General features: G+C 37.1%; 8 protein-coding genes. 7 read left to right on the plus strand and 1 reads right to left on the minus strand.

Annotation, left to right across the window (positions count from 1 at the left end; translation table 11 throughout):
• Positions 1–115: 115 nt before the first annotated feature.
• Both K412_RS0115495 and K412_RS0115500 read left to right on the plus strand, forming a co-directional pair.
• The gene (locus K412_RS0115495) at positions 116–1360 is read left to right on the plus strand and encodes a methyl-accepting chemotaxis protein (protein WP_024833951.1); all 1245 of its coding nucleotides are present in this window, start codon (positions 116–118) and stop codon (positions 1358–1360) included.
• Between the two features lie 220 nt (positions 1361–1580).
• Positions 1581–2630 carry an HD-GYP domain-containing protein gene (locus K412_RS0115500; RefSeq protein WP_024833952.1) on the plus strand — a complete coding sequence of 350 codons (1050 nt, stop codon included), beginning with the start codon at positions 1581–1583 and terminating at the stop codon, positions 2628–2630.
• Here the strand turns inward: K412_RS0115500 and K412_RS0115505 are convergent, their stop codons facing one another.
• Entirely contained in the window at positions 2631–3509 is an 879-nt protein-coding gene (locus K412_RS0115505) for a LysR family transcriptional regulator (protein WP_024833953.1), read from the minus strand. It lies immediately after the preceding gene.
• A gap of 120 nt (positions 3510–3629) precedes the next feature.
• Between K412_RS0115505 and K412_RS0115510 the strand changes: the two genes are divergently transcribed.
• From K412_RS0115510 to K412_RS21450, 5 genes are all read left to right on the plus strand, one after another.
• On the plus strand, positions 3630–7400 hold the full coding sequence (locus tag K412_RS0115510; RefSeq protein ID WP_024833954.1) for a phosphoribosylformylglycinamidine synthase: 3771 nt from the start codon (positions 3630–3632) through the stop codon (positions 7398–7400).
• Positions 7401–7504: 104 nt separating this feature from the next.
• The gene (locus K412_RS0115515) at positions 7505–8305 is read left to right on the plus strand and encodes a sugar phosphate isomerase/epimerase family protein (RefSeq protein WP_024833955.1); all 801 of its coding nucleotides are present in this window, start codon (positions 7505–7507) and stop codon (positions 8303–8305) included.
• Between the two features lie 367 nt (positions 8306–8672).
• The gene (locus tag K412_RS0115520) at positions 8673–9095 is read left to right on the plus strand and encodes a YiiD C-terminal domain-containing protein (protein WP_024833956.1); all 423 of its coding nucleotides are present in this window, start codon (positions 8673–8675) and stop codon (positions 9093–9095) included.
• Positions 9096–9190: 95 nt separating this feature from the next.
• On the plus strand, positions 9191–10546 hold the full coding sequence (locus K412_RS0115525; RefSeq protein WP_024833957.1) for a B12-binding domain-containing radical SAM protein: 1356 nt from the start codon (positions 9191–9193) through the stop codon (positions 10544–10546).
• 65 nt (positions 10547–10611) lie between these two features.
• The gene (locus K412_RS21450; RefSeq protein ID WP_024833958.1) at positions 10612–21195 is read left to right on the plus strand and encodes an alpha/beta fold hydrolase; all 10584 of its coding nucleotides are present in this window, start codon (positions 10612–10614) and stop codon (positions 21193–21195) included.
• Positions 21196–21293 lie beyond the last annotated feature (98 nt).

Raw genomic sequence — 21293 nt, forward strand, 5'->3', positions numbered from 1 at the left:
TATATTTGAATAGCAAAAGTATTTTTTATTATATGGAATTTATTTTAATAATATGTTACTATGAATTTGTGTTTTAATTTTACTTACTTAATTAACTTAACTGGGGGCGGAAGACATGTCTATAGGCAAAAAGATATTGTGTATTGTAATCGGTTGCATAATTATTGTCGGCGGTGGGACTGCCTTATATAGTATTTACGATTTTCCTGTTTATATAATTGCGGCAATATTTTGCATATTTGCCGTTGCGGTAGGAGTATGGCTTACTTTTTCTCTTACCATACCTATTAAAGTGCTTTCACGAGTTGTTGAACGAACTGCAAATTTTGATTTATCACATGACAAGACATATAACCAGATAAAGGGCAGAAAGGACGAAATAGGATTTCTTGCAAGAAACCTTTCAACTATGAGAGGTTCGTTGAGAGAAATCCTTGGACTTATGACTGATGCATCTGAAAAAGTTATTGAAAATTCTCAGCAAGTAGAGAGAATGACTGAAACTTTGAAAGAAAAGGCAGACGATACATTAGCAACTACAGAGCATATATCTGCGTCAATGCAGGAATCAGCAGCTACATCTCATCAGATTAATTTTAGTACGCAGGAAATAAAGAAAAATATTAATCTTATTGCTCAAAACTCAGAGGAAGGGGCACAAACAGCAAGTGAAGTCAGCATTAAGGCAAGTGAAATAAAAGAAAGTGCTGTATTATCTGCAGAGAATGCAAATAATGTATACCTTGAAGTTAAACAGCAGCTTCAGGGGGCAATTGATAAAGCTGGGGAGGTTTCTCACATTGACCAGCTAGCTCAGGCTATACTACAGATAACGGAACAGACAAATTTACTTTCGCTTAATGCGGCTATAGAAGCGGCAAGAGCTGGAGAAGCTGGAAAAGGTTTTGCTGTAGTAGCAGACGAGATAAGAAAGCTTGCAGACCAGTCTTCTAAAACTGCAGCTGATATTAAAAATATAGTAAAGACTGTAAATGAATCAGTAGGTGCGTTGACTGAAAGTGCAGGAGTGCTTTTGGAGTTTGTGGATAAGGAAGTATTGAACGATTATAAAAAGCTAATTAATACAGGTGAGCAGTACTATAACGATTCAGCACAGTTCAGCAAAATAATGAATGAATTTAATGACTCTGCAAAGGCTATGAACAATTCCATTGCCAATATTGTTACTGCTTTGGAACAGGTTACTTCCAGTGTAAATGAAAGTGCAGAGGGAGTTGAAGTTATTACAGCTAAAACAGCAGAGGTTGTTGAACACTTTGCAAATGTCAAAGTTTCCACTCAAGATAATCTTGTTGCTTCCAAGAAGCTGAAGGATCAGGTATCAAAGTTCACACTATAAGCTAGAATACAATTGAAAAGCCGCATCTGATAAAAGTTAACCATAATAATTGTCAGAGCGGCTTTTTTTGGGAAATATTTACCGGCTCAAACTACTGTAAATAGTGGTTAAAAAAATTAGCTGACTATTTTGTAAAATGATAGTATAATATATATAGGTTCCCAAACTTAGAATTATATATAAATACCCCTATACAATATAAATAGAAGTAGGTGCTAATGTGGAAAGAGAATATGTAAAAGTAAGTAATGAAATTTTGGATAGTATTTTGGCTGATGATGTTTATACCCGTGGAGGAAACATGATAGTTCCGGCTGATACGCTGATATCAGAGCATATTTTAAAGAAACTAAAGGCATTTAGAGTCGAAAGAGTAACCATTTACAGATCTCATTCAATTCTTGGTAACGAATATCTTTCAGATATGAGCATTAGTGACAGCCAGAAAGAATATATTGAAGATGTTAATGCTACCAAGGCAATATTACGTAACCTGGCTATTGGTAAGGAACTGGATATTGATAACGTAAAAACCATTACAGATAATATTTATGATAGGCTGGGAGACGTAAACTCAATAATAGAATGTATTAATTCAATTAAGGTAGCTGATCAATATACATATTCACATTCTGTAAATGTTGCATTTTATGCAATGCTATTGGGTAAGTGGATGAACCTGAACAAAATGCAAATTAAGGATCTTGCTATGGCAGGTCTCTTGCATGATATAGGTAAGTCTAAAATATCTACTGAAATTATAAATAAAAAGGGACCCCTTAGTGAAAGCGAATTTGAGATTATAAAAAGACATCCTATTTACGGATATGATATTATTAAAAACATTCCAGAAATATCATTGGAAATAAAAAGAGCAGTTTTACTGCACCACGAAAAGGAAGATGGTACAGGGTATCCAATTGGAATTCAAGGTAATAAAAAGAACCTTTATGCGAAAATAATTACGGCTGCAGATATATTTGATGCAATAACCTCTGAAAGAGCATACAAAGAAAAGCAGACACCGTTCTCAGCATTCAAGGAAATGGAAAAAATAGGGTATGATATTGTTGACCCTATGGTAATGGGTGTAATGTTTGATAATATGCCAAGGTATTATGTTGGTTCAAAGGTAAAGCTTGACAACGGTGAGATTGGGGAAGTAGTTTACGTTCCAAGTTCTTGTGCCTATGCTCCGGTTGTAAAAATAAATGAGGATTTTGTTGACTTTGCAAAGGAAAAAGAAGCACTTATAAGGGAATTGCTATAGTTATATCAGTTCACTTATAAAAGTTTTCACTGCTTTGGATAATACCACGTTTTTCATGGTGACAACCCCTATACTTCTTGGAGGTAGGGGTTCTTTCATTTTTATTTTGAATAGTTCCCCCGATTTAATTGCATCCAAAGCACTTTCCTTCAATACACAAGCGATTCCTGTGCCTATTTTTGCGAATTCAACCAGAAGGTCAAGACTTTCCAGTTCTATTTCGGGGGTGCAAGTAAGTCCTTGGCTTTGGAAGAAACGATCAACAGATTTTCTGGTTGAGCTATCTGACTGTAGTAATACAAGAGGATAACTGTTTAATTCTTGCAAAGATATTTCCCGCTCTTTAATTTCTTTAAACTTATCTGATGCTACAAAAATATCTTGAACTGAAATAAAATGAGCAGCATTAAATATATCCTGATTAACTGGCAGCGTAGAAATGGCAATGTCTATTAGGCCCCCTTTTAACACATCCAATAGTTGGGGAGTAGTTCTGTTTATAACCTTAACCATAATATTTGGGTACATTTGCCCGAACTTTTTTATATATGGCATTATGAAATATTTACATATTGAATCGCTTACTCCTATTCGGATTTCGCCGGCAGTAAGGCCTTCAAATTCCTGAATCTTTTCTTCGGCAGTTTTCAAAAAATTATAAGCTTGTGAAACATAACTAAAAAGAAGTTCACCTTCATTTGTCAACTGGATATTTCTTGACTTTCTGAGGAACAAGGTTACACCAAGCTGCTTTTCAAGGCTCTTTATAGACTGACTTACAGCAGACTGTGTTATATATAGTTTGCGTGCTGCCTCCGAAAAGCTTTTGTTTTCAGCACATTGATAAAATATTTTATACAATTCAAAATTTATATCCATAAGTACTCCTAATATAATATATTAAATATATTAATTTTACTAATATATTTTATCATACTATAATTATACTTAGAAAGATTATTCAAAAGAATTTATATAAATATTTAGGAGGACTGTCAAATGCAGAGTACTGTAAAAAGGTTATTTGTTGTAAAGAAACATCCTTATGACGTTGAAGCACAGGGACTTTTAAAGGATTTAAGAGAAACGCTGGGAATAAAGGCATTGGATTCTTTAAAGATAATAAACAGGTATGATGTGGAAGGCATTAGCGATTCTGAGTATCAGTTGGCAAGAAATACTATCTTTTCTGAGCCAACAGTTGATTTGGCCTTTGATGAGGAATATGAAATTCCTTCAAATTGCAGAGCTTTTGCAGTTGAGTATCTTCCTGGACAATACGACCAAAGAGCTGATTCTGCTACGCAATGCGTGCAACTTTTGACACAAGGTGACAGACCTGATATAAACACTGCAAGAGTAATTGTCTTAGAAGGCAATATTTCAGAAGAAGAATTCAATTCAATAAAAAAATACTATATAAATCCTGTTGAAAGCAGGGAAGCAAATATGGCAAAACCCGAAACTCTTAAATCTCAGGTTGAGCAGCCAGAAGATGTTGCTACTATAGATGGATTTATATCTATGGATGAAAAGCAACTTTCCGAGCTTTTAAGAGAAATGGGCTTTGCAATGTCTTTTGACGATATTGTTTTCTGCCAGAGCTACTTTAAGAATACTGAGAAACGTGACCCTTCAGTAACAGAAATGAGAATGATAGACACTTACTGGTCGGATCACTGCAGACATACAACTTTTCTTACCTGTATTGACAGTGTAAAGTTTGAAAAAGGCAGATTTACTGAAATTATTGAGGAAACCTACAAAGACTATATGGAAAAAAGAGAGGATATTTATAAGGAGCGTAATGACAAAGACGTATGCCTTATGGATGTAGCTCTTATGGCAATGAAAACACTTAGAAAACAAGGAAAACTAAAGGACCTTGACCTTTCAGATGAAATAAATGCTTGTAGTATAGTTGTTAATGCAGATATAAACGGAAAAAATGAAGAGTGGCTTGTAATGTTTAAAAATGAGACACACAATCATCCTACAGAAATTGAGCCTTTTGGTGGAGCTGCAACATGTCTGGGAGGCGCTATCAGAGACCCATTGTCAGGAAGAGTTTATGTATACCAAGCAATGAGAGTAACCGGCAGCGGTGACCCTAGAGCAAAGCTTGAAGATACTATACAAGGAAAGCTTCCACAGAAGAAAATCACAACTGGAGCAGCTGCAGGATACAGTTCCTACGGTAATCAAATAGGCCTTGCCACCGGACAGGTAGCCGAAATATACGACGAGGGCTATGTTGCAAAGAGAATGGAAATAGGTGCAGTAATAGGTGCAGCACCAAGAAAAAATGTTGTAAGGATGCAGCCAGAAGCAGGAGATAAGATAATCCTGCTTGGTGGAAGAACGGGTAGAGATGGCTGCGGAGGAGCAACTGGTTCATCTAAGGCACATACTGAAGAATCTCTCATGACATGTGGTGCTGAGGTTCAGAAGGGTAATCCTCCTACAGAGAGAAAAATACAGCGTTTATTTAGAAACCCTGATGTAAGCACATTAATAAAGAGATGCAATGACTTCGGTGCAGGAGGAGTGTCTGTTGCAATTGGAGAATTAGCAGACGGACTTGAAATAAATCTTGATGCTGTTCCAAAGAAATACGAAGGATTGGATGGCACAGAGTTGGCAATTTCAGAGTCCCAGGAGCGTATGGCAGTTGTTGTTGCAGCTTGCGATGTGGAAAAATTTATAAGCCATGCAGCCGAAGAAAATCTTGAAGCAGTTGTTGTTGCGGAAGTAAAAGCGGAACCAAGACTTAAAATGTCATGGAGAGGAAAGCAAATAGTAGACTTAAGCCGTGAATTCTTGAATTCAAACGGTGCAAAGCAACGAATAGACATAGAGGTTTCAGCACCAAGTGAAATAACATATTTTGATGAATGTAATGAAATAAAGATAGACAGTTTAAAAGAATACTGGATTAATAATCTGCAAAATCTTAACAGATGTAGTCAAAAAGGATTGGTTGAAAGATTTGATTCCACAATAGGTGCAAATACTGTACTTATGCCTTTCGGCGGAAAAACGCAGCTTACTCCTGCAGAAGGTATGGCTGCAAAGCTGCCACTTATGGAAGGTGATACAACAACCGGAACACTTATGTCCTTTGGATACAATCCTGACATTTCAAAATGGAGTCCTTTCCATGGGGCAGTATATGCTGTTGTAGAATCAATTGCAAAAATAGTTGCTATGGGCGGTGACTACAGTACAGCAAGACTTACTCTACAAGAATATTTTGAAAAGCCAGGAAAAGATGCAAAGCGTTGGGGAAAACCATTAAGTGCATTGCTTGGTGCATATTATGCCCAGATGAAACTGGGAACGGCAGCTATTGGTGGAAAGGACAGTATGTCTGGAAGTTTTATGGATATGGATGTTCCACCCACATTGGTCTCTTTTGCTGTAAATACAGTTAATGTTGAAAATGTAGTTTCAAACGAATTCAAAGCTGCAGGAAGTAAGGTAGTACTTCTAAAAGTAAAGCTTGACGATAATATGCTTCCTGATTTTGATGAGCTTGACAAAGTTTACAGGCGTGTAAATAAACTTGCCACAGAAAAGTCCATTTTGTCTGCAAGCTCTGTAAGATCAGGCGGTATTGCAGAAATAATTAGCAAAATGGCATTTGGTAATATGATAGGATTTAAACTTGAAGGAATGACAGATGTTTCACTTCTGTTTAAACCCTTCTACGGTTCTATAATACTTGAGATACCTGAAAATATAGAAATAACAAAAGTATTGGAAGGCTTAAGATACACTGTATTAGGAAATACTACTGATAATTCGGAACTTAACATAAACAGTACTATACTTAAACTTGATGAACTTGCAGATAAGTGGCAGAAACCTTTAGAAAAGGTATTCCCTACGAAGGTAACAGAGGAACAGAAAAATGTAGTTGCATATAGCTATGAAGCAAAAGCAAAACTAAAACCTTCTGTAAAGATTGCAAAGCCAAGAGTATTTATTCCTGTATTTCCGGGAACAAACTGTGAATACGATACTAAAAAGGTATTTGAAAATGCAGGAGGAATCGTAGAAACACTGGTAATAAAGAACATGACTCATAATGACATTGAAGAGTCTATAAAGAGAATGGAAACACTGATAGATAATTCTCAGATAATCATGATTCCCGGAGGTTTCAGTGCTGGTGACGAACCAGAAGGATCAGGTAAGTTTATTGCTACAGCTTTCAGAAATCCTGTTATCAGTGAAGCTGTCATGAAACTTCTGAAAAACAGAGATGGATTGGTTTTAGGTATTTGTAATGGATTCCAGGCACTTATTAAGTTAGGACTCCTTCCATTTGGTGAAATAAGAGAAATTGATGAGACATGTCCTACACTGACCTTTAATACAATAGGACGACACCAATCCAGCTTGGTTAAAACAAGAATAGCATCAAACCTTTCCCCATGGCTTAACAAAGTAAAGGTTGGTGATATTCATACAGTAGCAATATCTCATGGGGAAGGAAGGTTTACTGCAAGCAATGATGTTCTAACTGCACTAGAAGCAAACGGACAAATAGCGACCCAGTATGTTGACCTTAATGGAAAGCCCACTTATGATATATCATATAATCCTAACGGCTCAATAAATGCCATAGAAGGTATTACAAGCCCCGATGGCAGAGTTTTCGGTAAAATGGGACATTCTGAAAGAATAGGAGCAAATCTGTACAAAAATGTACCTGGTGAAAAAGACCAGAAGATTTTCCAGGCCGGAATCGAGTATTTTGGCTAATAGTTGAATACTTTTGTCTGGTACAAAATAATGGCAAAACTGATGACAGTCCAAAGAAAACATGTTATCATGAAAAAAAGGGTTATATTCGGAGGTGGCAATTTATGAAGATTTCGTTTTCCACATTGGGCTGTCCAGGATGGAGTTGGGAGGATATGCTTTCAACTGCAAAAGATATAGGTTTTGACGGTATTGAAGTAAGGGGTATCGGCAATGAACTGTATGTACCTAAAGTAAAACATTTTTCAAAGGATAATATAGAACTTACAAAAAAGAAATTGTCAAAAATAGGTCTAGAAATACCTTGTTTGACTTCAGCGTGTTTTTTATTTGACAAGGCTAACATAGATAAACATATAAAAGAAGGTATTGATTATATTGATTTAGCCCAAAAACTGGGTACTCCATATGTAAGGGTTTTAGGAGATGCTCAGCCGCAGCCTTCTGAAATAGACATTGATTTTGTTGCAGAAAACCTTAAAAATCTTGCAACTGAGGCAAAGAGCAAAGGCGTAAAACTATTAGTGGAAACCAACGGAGTATTTGCCGATTCAAAGGTTATGAAAGCACTGCTTGATAAAGTCAACTCTGACAGTGTTGGAGTACTTTGGGATATACATCATCCTATTAGGTTTTTTAATGAGCAGTTAGAATACACATACGGTAATTTGAAGGAGTATATATGTTTTATACACATCAAGGATTCAATAGTCGTTGATGGTACTGTTAAATACAAGATGACCGGTTATGGTGATATTCCTGTGAAGGCCGCTGTTGAACTACTCAAAGAAAACGGCTATGACGGGTATGTCTCTCTTGAATGGGTAAAAAGATGGTGCCTTGATTTAGAGGAACCGGGAATAGTATTTGCTCACTTTGCAGGGTACATGAAAAGCATTATATAGCATTATATAAAATTGCAACAAAAATAAGCCTGCCGATATTTTTCGGCAGGCTATAATTTTGCTCATTTGATTCTTCTCAAGGGTACCTTTTTGTACAAGGACAATTAGACAAACATTTTCTATACTACTCACATTTGAACTCCCAAGGGTTCTGAATTTCAGTATTGTTATCAATCGATAGCTACGAAAAAGTAGAGTTAAAAGAACTTCTGTTTGAAATATAAAACGTAAAATATCAAAAAGTGTAAAAATAAGACAATATAAGTAGAATAAAGAATGTTTACAATAAAGAGGTAATAGTGTATAATTATGAAAACATTTGAAGCAAATCTTTGTTTCAGGGGTAAATATTCTTATGGAGGATAATATGGATATAATTAGCATACCTTTTAATAAACATATAAGAATAAGAACTTCTGAAAAAGAAGGGTGTTTATTAGAAATAGCTGATGAATCCATATATCTGAATCACATTGGAACTGTCCATGCCAGTGCCCAGTTTGCTCTTGCGGAGGCAACAAGCGGACAGTATCTTCAAAAAATACTGAAGGAGTATGAGGAAAATAAAGTTATTCCTGTAGTTCGCTCAGTGGAAACCAAGTACAGAAAGCCAGCAAAAGGTGTGGTATATTCAAGTGCAAATGTCAATGAGGATGAACTGGAAAAAGCCAAGAAAAATCTGAAAACCAAAGGCCGCACAATGCTGGAAATTTTAGTTCAGTTGCATGACGAGAATAATAACATGACAATGGTATCGAAATTTACCTGGTATATAGAGGTAGTGGAATAGCACGCAGTATCATAATTAAATATTTACATAAAACAACTGTGCCCGGTAAAGGAGTAATACCAAAAGAATCAATCACCAAAAAGGAGTGTAGAAAAATGAAAATTCTTTTGATTCAACCTAAAGTCCACAAGCTTATTAAAGGAATTGGAACACGATTCAAACTGCCCCCTTGGTCGCTTTGTGCAGTTGCAGCTCTTATTCCCAAAGAGCATGAAGTATCTATTGTAGACGAGCTTTTTGATGACATAGATTTTGACGAAAAAGTCGATTTAGTTGGTATTACAGGAACTACCTCAGCGATAAAGAGAGGATATGAAGTAGCAGATGAATTCCGCAAAAGAGGTGTTATGGTAGTAATGGGTGGAATTCATGTATCTGCAATGCCAGAAGAGGCGCTGGAGCATTGTGATGCTGTTTCCATAGGAGAAGCCGAATTGACCTGGGGGGATATTGTAAAGGATGCAGAACAGGGAAAGCTTAAGAAAATATATAAGGCGGATAAATTCTTTGATATGAAGGGATTGCCAAGACCTAGGTTCGATCTTATCAAGCATCCTGAAAGATACACTGTTTATCAGTATGTTCAGACAACACGAGGATGTCCTTTCAACTGCGAGTTCTGCTCAGCGTCTAAATTTTGGGGAAACAAATATCGTTACCGTCCAATTGATGAAGTCATAGAGGAAGTTAAGACTCTTGACAGATCCAAGCCGATTTTTATAGTAGATGATCATATTGGTGCAAATCCAAAGTATGCTCAAGAGTTGTTTGAAAAACTTGCTGCTCTCAAGATAAAGTGGGCAAGCCAAACCGGAGTAAAAACTGCAAGCAGAGAAGGATTCTTGGAGCTTGCTTCCAAAAGCGGCTGTATACTGCTTTTCATAGGATTTGAATCGATTAATGAAGATAGTTTGAAAAAATCCAACAAAACCCAGAACAAGCCAGAAGAATACAGGGCGCTTATTAAAAGAGCACATAAAAACGGGATTCTTATTCAGGGTGCATTTGTTATAGGACTGGATAATGACGGCCCGGATACATTTAAAAGGATGCATAAGTTCATTAATAAAATGAAATTTGATAGTATACAGTTCAATATTCCTTACCCATATGCAGGAACGCAGCTAAGAGAGCGATGGATAAAAGAGGACAGGATAACCTCTCATGACTACGATAACTACATATTGGATGGTGTAAACTTCATACCTCTGAAAATGACACAGGATGAATTATACAAAGGATATCGCTGGCTATATGCAAAAAATGTATCTGTGTGGGCCCTGTTTAAAAGGTGTTTCAGAAAAGTACTTATGGGCCAATTTTTCAACAGCATTTTTGTTTTAAAAATTAATCTTGGTACAAGGCGTGGATATAAAATAATGAAAGAATACAGCAAAAAGTATAATCCAATCCGTTATCCAAATGAAATGAAAACCCGGGAAACGGTATAGGTCCTTCAGCATTATTAAAGGACTGACAATTAGGATTCTGACTTATGTGGGGGGTTATTAAACATATGGATACGCGCAGGAATCTTGCATATATGCTGGAAATCTTAAAGGATGAGGAAAACAAAGGTGTTACACATATATACGGCGATGATAACGAAATATTTATTTCTTACAAGGAACTATATAAAAAGGCTCTGAACATTCTATATAACTTACAGAAAAAAGGGATAAAAAAAGGTGATGAACTGATTTTTCAGATAAACGACAATATTACATATTTAAATGTTTTTTGGGGATGTATTTTAGGGGGAATAATCCCCATTCCTGTATCTGTAGGAAATAATCATGAGCACAGGACAAAATTGTTCAAAATATGGAACATTCTCAATAATCCTTACATTATATCAGATAACAAGGTTTTTTCCACTCTTAAGCAATTTGCTGAAAGTACAGGAAGAGATAATGATTTTGAAATAATGGAGAACAAGAGCATAAATATAGAGCAGATCCACCAGGAAGAAGGAGAGGGAAGGGTTTATCATTCTAATGCCAATGAAATAGCATTTATACAATTTTCTTCCGGCTCTACGGGTGATCCAAAAGGTGTTGTCTTAACACATGAAAATCTTTTAACAAATATTGATGGTATGATTTTTTCTGCAGGAGTAACAAAAAAGGATTCATTTTTGACGTGGATGCCTCTGACTCACGACATGGGCATGATTGGATTTCACCTGTGGCCCCTTTGTGTGGGAATAAATCATTTCATAATACCTATTTCCGTTTTTATCAGACGTCCATCTCTATGGATGAAAAAAGTACATGAACATAAGGCTAACATCATTTCTTCACCTAATTTCGGATATGGATTTTTCTTGAATTCCTTTAAGGAAGAAAATGCAAAGGACTGGGATTTATCACATGTTCGGATTCTATTCAACGGGGCAGAGCCAATTTCAATAGATTTATGTGAGAGATTTTTAAGTACATTAGGAAAATATGGACTAAAGCATGAAGCAATGCTAACTGTTTATGGGTTAGCAGAGGCTAGTCTTGGTGTGGCTTTTCCTCCCTATGGCAAGGATTATCAAAAAATAATTGTTGACAGACATTCCTTAGGTATAGGAGAAAAAGTTAGAAAACTAGATGATAAATCTGATAAGGATGCCGTAGAACTGGCTATAGAGGGATACAGTATTAAGCATTGCTTTATTCGAATCTGTGACGATCAGAATAAACAGCTAGAGCCAATGACAGTGGGTAATGTACATATAAGCGGGAAAAATGTTACCGGTGGTTATTATAATAACCAAAAAGCAACCAATTCTCTTATTACAGAAGACGGTTGGGTGAATACCGGTGATTTGGGCTTTATGGATGAACGTGGACAGCTTGTAATTACAGGAAGGGCAAAAGATATTATTTTTATTAGAGGGCAGAACTATTATCCTCACGATATCGAGAGAATCGCCATGATGGTTCCAGGAGTTGATATTGGGAAGGTAGCTGCATGTGGAGTTTATGATAATAACAGCAACAGTGAAGAAATACTAATATGTATTTGGTATAAAAAGAAAATTGAGGACTTTGCAGTTATTGCTAAGCAGGTTAAAAGAATCGTTAATGAAAAAATAGGCCTTGTTGTAAAGTATGTTGTTCCTGTACGAGAGATTCCAAAAACGACAAGCGGTAAGTTTCAAAGGTATAAGCTGGCTGAGCAGTTTAAAGAAGGTGCATTTACAGAGAATATAAATCTGATTGAAAATATTATTGCAGGAAATAGCTCCAAACCTGAAAATGATATTTCAGTCAAAAGCCCTGAAAGTATACAAGATTGGCTAGTCAATAGAATAGCGGAAGAGAGGAATCTGGATAAAAAGCGAATTGGATTGGATGACCCATTTTCGAGTTTTGAATTGGACTCCATCAATATAGTGAAGATAGCTTCAGATTTATCTGAGTGGCTGGGAAAGGAAATAACACCGACTTTAATATATGATTATGGAAACATAAAAAGTTTGTCTATTCATTTGGTCCAAGATAATTCGGAGGTAGAAAAGGATGAACCACGTATAGCTGACAGCCTCCTGGTAAGAAGGCAGGATATTGCAATTGTGGGGATGGGATGTCGTTTTCCTGGAGCGTCCAGCCCTGGTGAATTCTGGAATATGCTTGTAAACGGTACTGATGCTATAACCGAAGTGCCAAGCCAAAGAGTTATAGAGTATACCCATGGAACTTCTTCGTTAAGTTTACCTAAATGGGGAGGTTTTATCGAAAACATTGATATGTTTGATCCACTTTTTTTCGGGATTTCACCAAGGGAAGCAGAAAGTATGGATCCCCAGCAAAGGATTCTTCTGGAGGTATGTTGGGAAGCATTTGAACATGCAGGGATAAATATTAAGAATTTGAAAGATGATTGTACAGGGGTTTTCATTGGTATATCCAATTCTGAATATGCTGAGATTCAGGAGAAATCAGTGGAAAGCCTGAACGCTTATTATGGGACAGGAAATGCATTCTCTGTGGCTGCAAACAGAATATCATATATGTTTAATTTTACTGGACCGAGTCTTGCTATTGATACGGCATGTTCATCTTCTCTTGTGGCAGTTCATTATGCCTGCAGGAGCCTGCGGGATGGTGAATGTGATGTAGCTGTTGCAGGGGGGGTAAACCTGATTCTGACGGATGCCGTCAATATTGCTTTTCAGCAGGCGGGAATGTTATCTGAGGATGGAAGATGCAAAACCTTTGATAAAAGTGCAAACGGGTATGTTAGGGGAGAAGGCTGTGGCGTAGTTATATTGAAGCCTTTGGAAAAGGCTGTAAAAGATAATGATACAATATATGCTGTTATAAAAGGGACAGCAATTAACCACAATGGTAAAAGCAGCGGACTTACCGTTCCTAATGGTCCGGTTCAGCAAAAGGTTATTAGAAAGGCGTTGGATAATGCAGGGGTACTGCCTGGCGATGTGAATTATATTGAGGCACATGGGACAGGCACAGCCTTAGGTGACCCAATTGAATTTCAGGCGCTTAAAAACGTACTTGCCGTTGAAGATAAAAATAGAGAGGCTTGCTATATCGGCTCTGTAAAAACCAACATTGGGCATCTTGAAGCAGCGGCGGGAATTGCAGGTTTAATAAAGACAACCTTGTCACTGCATTATGAAAAAATTCCGCCCCATTTACATCTAAAGGAGATAAATCCATTAATTAGTTTGGAAAATACTGACTTTGTCATACCGACAGATGTTATAGATTGGAATCCTGCAAAAAAAAGAATAGCAGGTGTAAGCTCCTTTGGTTTTGGGGGAAGCAATGCACATGTTGTACTTGAGGAATATAGGGGAGTTGCTAAACCGAGAGGTGTTTTATCAGCTGAAGGTGAAATTGTGCTTCTTTCAGCAAACGACAGAGAAAGCCTAATTGCTTATGCTAGTGCTTTACGGGACTATCTCCGAATGCTTGTAAAAAACACAAACTTTGAAATAGGCCTTTCAGAAATCGCATATACTCTGAAAGTCGGAAGAGTACATATGCCTGAGAGATTAGGAATTATCGCTTATGACATTCAGGATTTATATATTTCTCTGAATAAATATTTACTAGGGGAAACTTTTAATAGATTGTTTACAGGAAATTGCTCAGGAAATAACTTATCCCGGGATCATTTTCTTATTCATGAGGAAGGGAAAGAGTACATAAAACTTCTTGTGAAAAATAGAAATTTTAAAGCTATTTTGCAGCTATGGGTTTCTGGAATGGATATGGACTGGTTGGGATTGTATGCTGAAGAACATCCAAGTAAGGTTGCTTTACCAACCTATCCTTTCAGGAGAGAACGCTATTGGATTGAGGATAGCAAAATAAAAGCAAGGCCTGAAAAGGAGAAGAAAGATATTTTGCTGCTGAAAAAGGTATGGAAGGAAACAGAGAAAAATATTACCGCATATAATACAGAAATAAGGCACGTACTATTTATTATTAATGATACTTCAATGCCATGGATACAGAAAATTACTTCTATACGTAATAGCAAAATTACATTCATACATCAGGACGATTCTATAAGAAGTATTGAGCAAATTTCGCTGGATGAACATGCTGTTATCGTAGACTTATCCGATATTGGCGATTATCCTGAAAATACCGAAAAAGAACTTAAGAGAATAGCTCTTTACCAAGCCATATTAGGAAAATATTCTAATATAGTACTGAAAATATTACATTTTACTATGAACAGGCAGCAGGTGCAGCAGGATGGTATATGCATTAATGGTACTCTTGTTTCAGGCTTCATAAAAATGTTGTCAGCAGAATACGGAAAAGTATATGCCAAGACCATAGATTTGACTCCTGGGTATTTGCCACGCCTCAACGAGGTATACTTGAGAGAAGTGGATTTCACTGATAACATAAGTGAAGTATGTTATCGTGAAGGAAAAAGGAGGATTCCTTTTTTAAAGACGGTGGGAAAATATTCCAATTCTGAATTATCGGTGAAGCATTCCAATTACAAATATGACACGGATAGAGCCGTTGTAATAACCGGCGGAACGGGTGGAATAGGATTGGTATTGGCCTCACATTTGGTTAGAAACGGCATACGAAAGCTTGTTTTAATGGGAAGAAAACAAATTCCTGAGAGGAATCAATGGGAAAAAATACTTACTTCACAAGAAGCGGACAGAGAATTAATCAGTAAAATAAAAGAAATAACAGAACTTGAAAAAAAAGGTGCTGAAATCAAGGTGTATTCTGGCTCTTTAACAGAGGCAGACAAAATCAGAGAATATTTTGAACAAGTTCGAAGCCAGTGGGGAAGTGTCGGAGGAATCATTCATTGTGCAGGACTCACCATTAACGATCACCCTGCTTTTATTCATAAAAGTGCAGTTGACATTCAAGAGGTGCTTGAACCTAAGGTTGATGCATTGAAGATTTTACACAATGAATTCAAAGAAGATAAGCCAAGTTTCTTTGTTGTATTTTCATCGGTATCGGCAGTTATTCCAGGCTTAGCTACAGGAATAAGTGATTATTCAGCTGCTAATTATTATATGGATACTTTTGTAAATTGCCGGATTAGAGAGGGATATCACTACTATAAATCCATTAATTGGCCGGGATGGAGTGAGATAGGTATGGGTGCCCGGGGCATGGAGAAGTATGAAAGTTACGGACTGTCCAGGATATCCCCTGATATGGGAGTAAAGATATGGGATTTATTACTTGAGGATTCCAGACAGTGGTCAACTGTCGTAATGAGGGTCAACAGCGATAAATTTGAACAGGAAACTTTACTATATGCTAAAAAAAGTATACCTCAAGAAAAGAAGGAAAATAACAAGATTGTACATATTAAGGAAAGCTCAGATACATGGGTTTCCCTGTTAAAGACATTGTTTTCGGAAGAACTGAAAATACCCCCTGAGAAGCTTGGGGAGCATGAGGATTTTGCACAATTAGGTGTTGATTCCATTATATTGGCAGAATTGGTTAAAAAAATTGAAAAAAGGTTTGATATTATCCTTGAGCCTTCGGTATTTTGGGAATATCCCAGCATAAATGCAATGGCCGGTTATTTGAATAATATATGTGCTGAAAACCCTGAGTTCTCTAAGGCTGAAGCGAGCACAGAGTTTGTGGAGGAAGCTTGTTGTAGTCTGGAGGAATACACTGATGAGAACCTTAGTGGGGCTAGTCCCAAAAAAATTGCAGTTGTGGGGGTTTCATGCCGCTTTCCGGGAGCCGAAAACAAGGATGAGTTCTGGAGTAATTTAAAATCGGGAAAGGACAGTATCACCGAAATTCCACCCGATAGATGGGACATAGATGAGAATTTCAGAGAAGAGAGTCGCGAAGGAAAAAGCAACAGTAAATGGGGCGGATTTATCGACAAAATAGAGGAGTTTGATTCTACGTATTTTGGCATTAACAAAGATGCTGCAAGGCAAACCGATCCGCTTATAAGGCTTTTTCTAGAAGCAAGTGTTGAGGTTGTACTGGACGCAGGATACGAAAAAAAGGAGCTTTCGGACAAAAATGTGGGTGTTTTTGTAGGATCGAGGATTTCCAACTATGGCAATAGAATTGAGAAACCCACCAAAGACACCGTAGTTGCTGTGGGACAAAATTTCATTGCAGCACATGTTTCTCACTTTATGAACCTTAAAGGGCCCAGTATGGTTGTTGATACTGCTTGCTCATCTTCACTTGTAAGCATTTATCTTGCATGTCAGAGCCTTTTATCGGGTGAAACTGATATGTGTATTGCAGGGGGAGTTGACATTTTACTTGACGAAAGAGTATTTATTTCACTAAGTCAGGCAGGAGCCCTTTCTCCCGATGGAAAATGCCATACATTTGACAAGGATGCAAATGGTTTTGTTCTGGGAGAGGGCTGCGGAGCAGTACTGCTTAAACCCCTTGAGAAAGCCCTTGCTAACAGAGATAGGATTTATGCCGTTATTGATGCAGCGTCGGTGAATAATGACGGAAATACAATGGGGATTACTACACCGAATTTTGAGGCCCAGATGGAAGTAATTGATGCTGCTATTAAAAAGGCCGGGGTAGACCCTGAAACAATATCCTATATCGAAGCACATGGAACGGGAACTATGATAGGTGATCCCATTGAATTGAAGGCGTTAACTTCCGTTTTTAGAAAATACACTCAGAAGAAACAGTTCTGTGGAATAGGAAGTGTAAAAACAAATATTGGACATTTGTTGAGTGCGGCAGGAATTGCGGGTTTTATTAAGGTAATACTGTGCATATGGAACAAGCAGATAGCTCCGTCTATAAATTGTAATGTGCCTAATCCAAGATTTAATTTTGAAGATTCTCCGTTTTATATTGCAGACAAGCTAAAGCAGTGGTCTCCTGTTGACGGTGTCAGGAGAGCTGGTATAAGCTCTTTTGGATTCGGAGGCACAAATGCACACATTATCGTAAGTGACATGTATCCAGAAAATGATTATCAGAAGACGGATAGATGGCGTAAAACCAATACTGTCACTTATGTAAAGGAGAAATTGTGGATAGATAAGCCTAAAAAACAGTGTGGTGTATCCCAGGAGCTTAATGGGCTGTGTACGGTGACTCTGAAAACCAGAACAGATAACTCATCAGAGTTTGAAGTAATTATAGACAGAGATAATTATATTGTAAGGGACCATCGTGTTCATGGGGTAAGAATCCTTCCTGGGGTCACATTTATAGACTTTATTTATAGAGCCCTTGAGATTGAAGGAGTGGATATTGCAGGTGCGGAGCTTCAAAATATACTGTTTAAAAGTCCGGTTTCGACCTCGGAATTGTTTGAACGGGAAATCAGAATAAAGTTGACTAAAAAGAAGGATTCCTTCAATGTCACAGCCAAAAGCAGAAGAATATTTCTGCTGGACAGAGAAAAAGGTGAGTGGGAAGAGAATCTGACTTGTGATGTGTCTTTCAGGCTGTCTGATAATATGGAAAGCATAAGTCTTGATACTTTGAAGTCAGGAGCAATTGAGATTCTGGATGTGGATGAAGCTTACAAACATACGAGAAGCGTAGGAATAAATCATTTTGAGTTTATGAAGCCGTTGGGTAAGATATATATGGGGCAGGGCTATTTGCTTGCAGAACTGGAATTAGATACACGGGCACAAAAATATACAAGCATGTCCTACTATCACCCTGCATTTTTGGATGCTTCATCAATTTTATCCTTTATGTTTCAGTATGAGGAAATGCCTAGTGATAGCAGGCAGACCTATATACCTGTTTTCATTGAAGGCTTCAGGGGATACGACAAAACAAAAAATAACTGTTACGTATATGTTGAAAAGAGTAATACAAGGCAAAGTTCCGACGACCTGATGTATTCCGCAATGAAAATAGCCGATGAAACAGGCCGTATTATAGCAGCCTTCAAAGGGTTCACCACTAAAAAAATTCGTGAAAAGGATTTGATAATAAAACTGGAGAAACCTGATACCACCACGGATTCTACATGTGTTGCAGCTCCACAGGAAGAGAAGGTGACTGCTATATCGGATAATATAAAAGATCAAATAAAGCAGATGGTTTCAGTTGTCACAGGTATTCCTGTATCAGGTATGGATACCAAAGCCAGTTTCTATGATTTAGGACTAGATTCTACAGATTTGCTTCAAATGGTGCATGATATTGAAAAGAGGATAGGGAAAAACCTGTATCCTACTTTGCTGTTTGAATATTCAAGTATTGAGGAATTATGTTCCTTTCTTGAGGAAAACAATTACCAACTGAGTACTGAAAGAGCTGATGAAGGTAAAATACAGCAAATAAATGATACATATGAAATTATGTATTTTGAGAGAACTTTGGAAAAGACTGAGCAAAGACTGGAAGAGAAGCAGGATGGTACCAATGATGTTTTGATTTTTGACTGCACAGATAGTTTTCATTTTGAACATCTACCAAAAAATCATTTTGAAATTGTGAAACAGGGCCAAGACTTTATACAGAATGATAATGGGATAAATACCATGGACTTTCAGGACGAAGAACAATTTATTAGGCTTCTTAAAGAAAAGGCAAGTAATAAAACCCTACCGGATACATTTTGCTATATACTTTCGGAAGAAAACGTAGGACTGTTTAATAAGCCTGAGGAAAAGATAGAAAAACATTTACAGGGAGTTTATCCTCTGTTTTACTTATGCAAAGCTTTGCAATCACTTAAAATGAAAAAGCATTTTACAATACTTGCTATTTATAAAGCTAATACTGACAGTGCATTATACTATTCAGCACTTTCTGGACTTTTCAGAAGTATGCGGCTGGAGAACGGCAAGATTGGAATAAAATTAATTCAAACGGATACTGAATTATGGGCTGGCAGTGAAGAAAATACAATACAAAGGCTTAAAAATCTTATTCGTGAGGAACTGGCGTATAACGATTTTGACAGTGTAAAAGTAGAGTATCTTGAAGGAAAACGTTATACGGAAGATTTCAGGGAAATCAACCTTAATGAGGATAACGGCAAAGTGGGTATCAGGGAAAACGGTGTATATATAATCCCAGGAGGAGTGGGTGGTATCGGTTTGATACTTGCTAGGTATCTGACACGGAATAAGAAGGTTCGCTTGGTTTTACTGGGACGTTCAGAGCTTGACAGGGAAAAAGAAAGTGCTGTTAACGAGATGATTGCTTCGGGCTCGGAGGTTATTTATAGAAAAGTAGATATTACTGATTTTAAGCAGGTGCAGTTTGTTTTCAAAGAAACCCTTGATAGATGGGGGGCAATACATGGGATTTTTCATTGTGCCGGAGTAAATGTTGACAACCTTATTGAAAATAAAAGTATTAAAGAAATCAAAACAGTACTGGACTCAAAAGTAAAGGGAGCAATTTGTCTGGATGAGGCTTCTGAAAGCCTTGAGCTTGATTACTTCATACTTTTTTCATCACTATCAGCAGTTGTAGGAAATATCGGGCAGGCAGACTATGCTTATGCAAACAGCTTTCTTGATAGTTTCGCATTGTGGAGGGAGTCACTTTGCAAAAAAGGCCAAAGAAGTGGCAGAACATTGTCTGTAAACTGGCCATTATGGGATAGTGGAGGTATGCAGGTAGATCAGCAGACAAAAGAAATGTTTACGAATGTTTATGGTATGAAACCTCTGGAGAATGAAACAGGCATGGACATATTTAGCTCAGTATTAGGTGCTTCATCTGCTAATATAATTGCGGTACAGGCTGATAGACAGAATTTTGAAAAGCTAATTAAGCCGCAAAAGTCTAACAGCTCAAATCAAGTACATAAACGAAAGGAAGCCTATTATAATCTCTTAAAAGAGCTTGACGAGAGTATTGACTGCCGGCTTTTGGATACTGGGATTTCTTCGGCTGTTGAAGTGATTCAAACTGGAGAAGGCAGGCCACTTCTATTACTATCTGCCTTCGGAATGACAGGCGCCATGTGGTACTATCAAATCAGGGAGCTTAGGAATAAATATAGACTGATTATTGTAAATATTCCTGGACATGGGAAAAGTAAACCTATTGAAGATGTTTCTCTGGAGAAACTGTCGCTTATACTAAAGGATGTACTGGAAAAGCTCAAAATAAAAAATCCCATTCCGATTATAGGTGCGTCTTTTGGAGGAATGTTGGCACAGGATGTTACAGTACGTTATCCAGATAAATTTTCAAAGATGATATTAGTGAGCAGTTTTAGCCGAACGTCAGAAGACTTTAGAAATATGACAATGGATGAAGCAAGACGCGTATTCAATCAATCAGGAAAAGAGGATATGAAGTATGCGGAAGTTATTAATGAGTCTTCTGAAGAGGAGTGTAACAGGATTTATTATAAAAGCCAGCATATGAATCCAAGTGCTTCTATATCATATATGAATGCACTTCAGCGGCTTTCAACCACCGATACAATAAAAAACATAAAGATTCCAACCTTGATTATTACCGGGGCTCATGATAAGTTCCAAGGACTTATATTTAACAGCGGTGAAGCGGACTTTATCGCAAAAAATATACAGGAATCAAAACGCGTGGTCTTGGATAATGCAGGACATTTTCCACATATAACGCTATACAAGTCATTTAACAAGATAATTATGGATTACCTTGAGTGCGAATAAAAGGTAAAACCAACTTATTACTGTATGTATTTATGAAAAAGCTTCAATCAATAGTTGCACTTAATACAGATTATCAAAATCGTATTATGTTTGGTATT

The organism is Ruminiclostridium josui JCM 17888 (assembly GCF_000526495.1).
GTDB classification, from domain to species: domain Bacteria; phylum Bacillota; class Clostridia; order Acetivibrionales; family DSM-1351; genus Ruminiclostridium; species Ruminiclostridium josui.

Bases quoted from the DNA above. Each gene is read 5' to 3' on its own strand.
- K412_RS0115495 (WP_024833951.1), top strand. From the start codon at position 116: ATGTCTATAGGCAAAAAGATATTGTGTATTGTAATCGGTTGCATAATT.
- K412_RS0115505 (WP_024833953.1), bottom strand. From the start codon at position 3,509: ATGGATATAAATTTTGAATTGTATAAAATATTTTATCAATGTGCTGAA.
- K412_RS0115510 (WP_024833954.1), top strand. From the start codon at position 3,630: ATGCAGAGTACTGTAAAAAGGTTATTTGTTGTAAAGAAACATCCTTAT.
- K412_RS0115515 (WP_024833955.1), top strand. From the start codon at position 7,505: ATGAAGATTTCGTTTTCCACATTGGGCTGTCCAGGATGGAGTTGGGAG.
- K412_RS0115520 (WP_024833956.1), top strand. From the start codon at position 8,673: ATGGATATAATTAGCATACCTTTTAATAAACATATAAGAATAAGAACT.
- K412_RS0115525 (WP_024833957.1), top strand. From the start codon at position 9,191: ATGAAAATTCTTTTGATTCAACCTAAAGTCCACAAGCTTATTAAAGGA.
- K412_RS21450 (WP_024833958.1), top strand. From the start codon at position 10,612: ATGGATACGCGCAGGAATCTTGCATATATGCTGGAAATCTTAAAGGAT.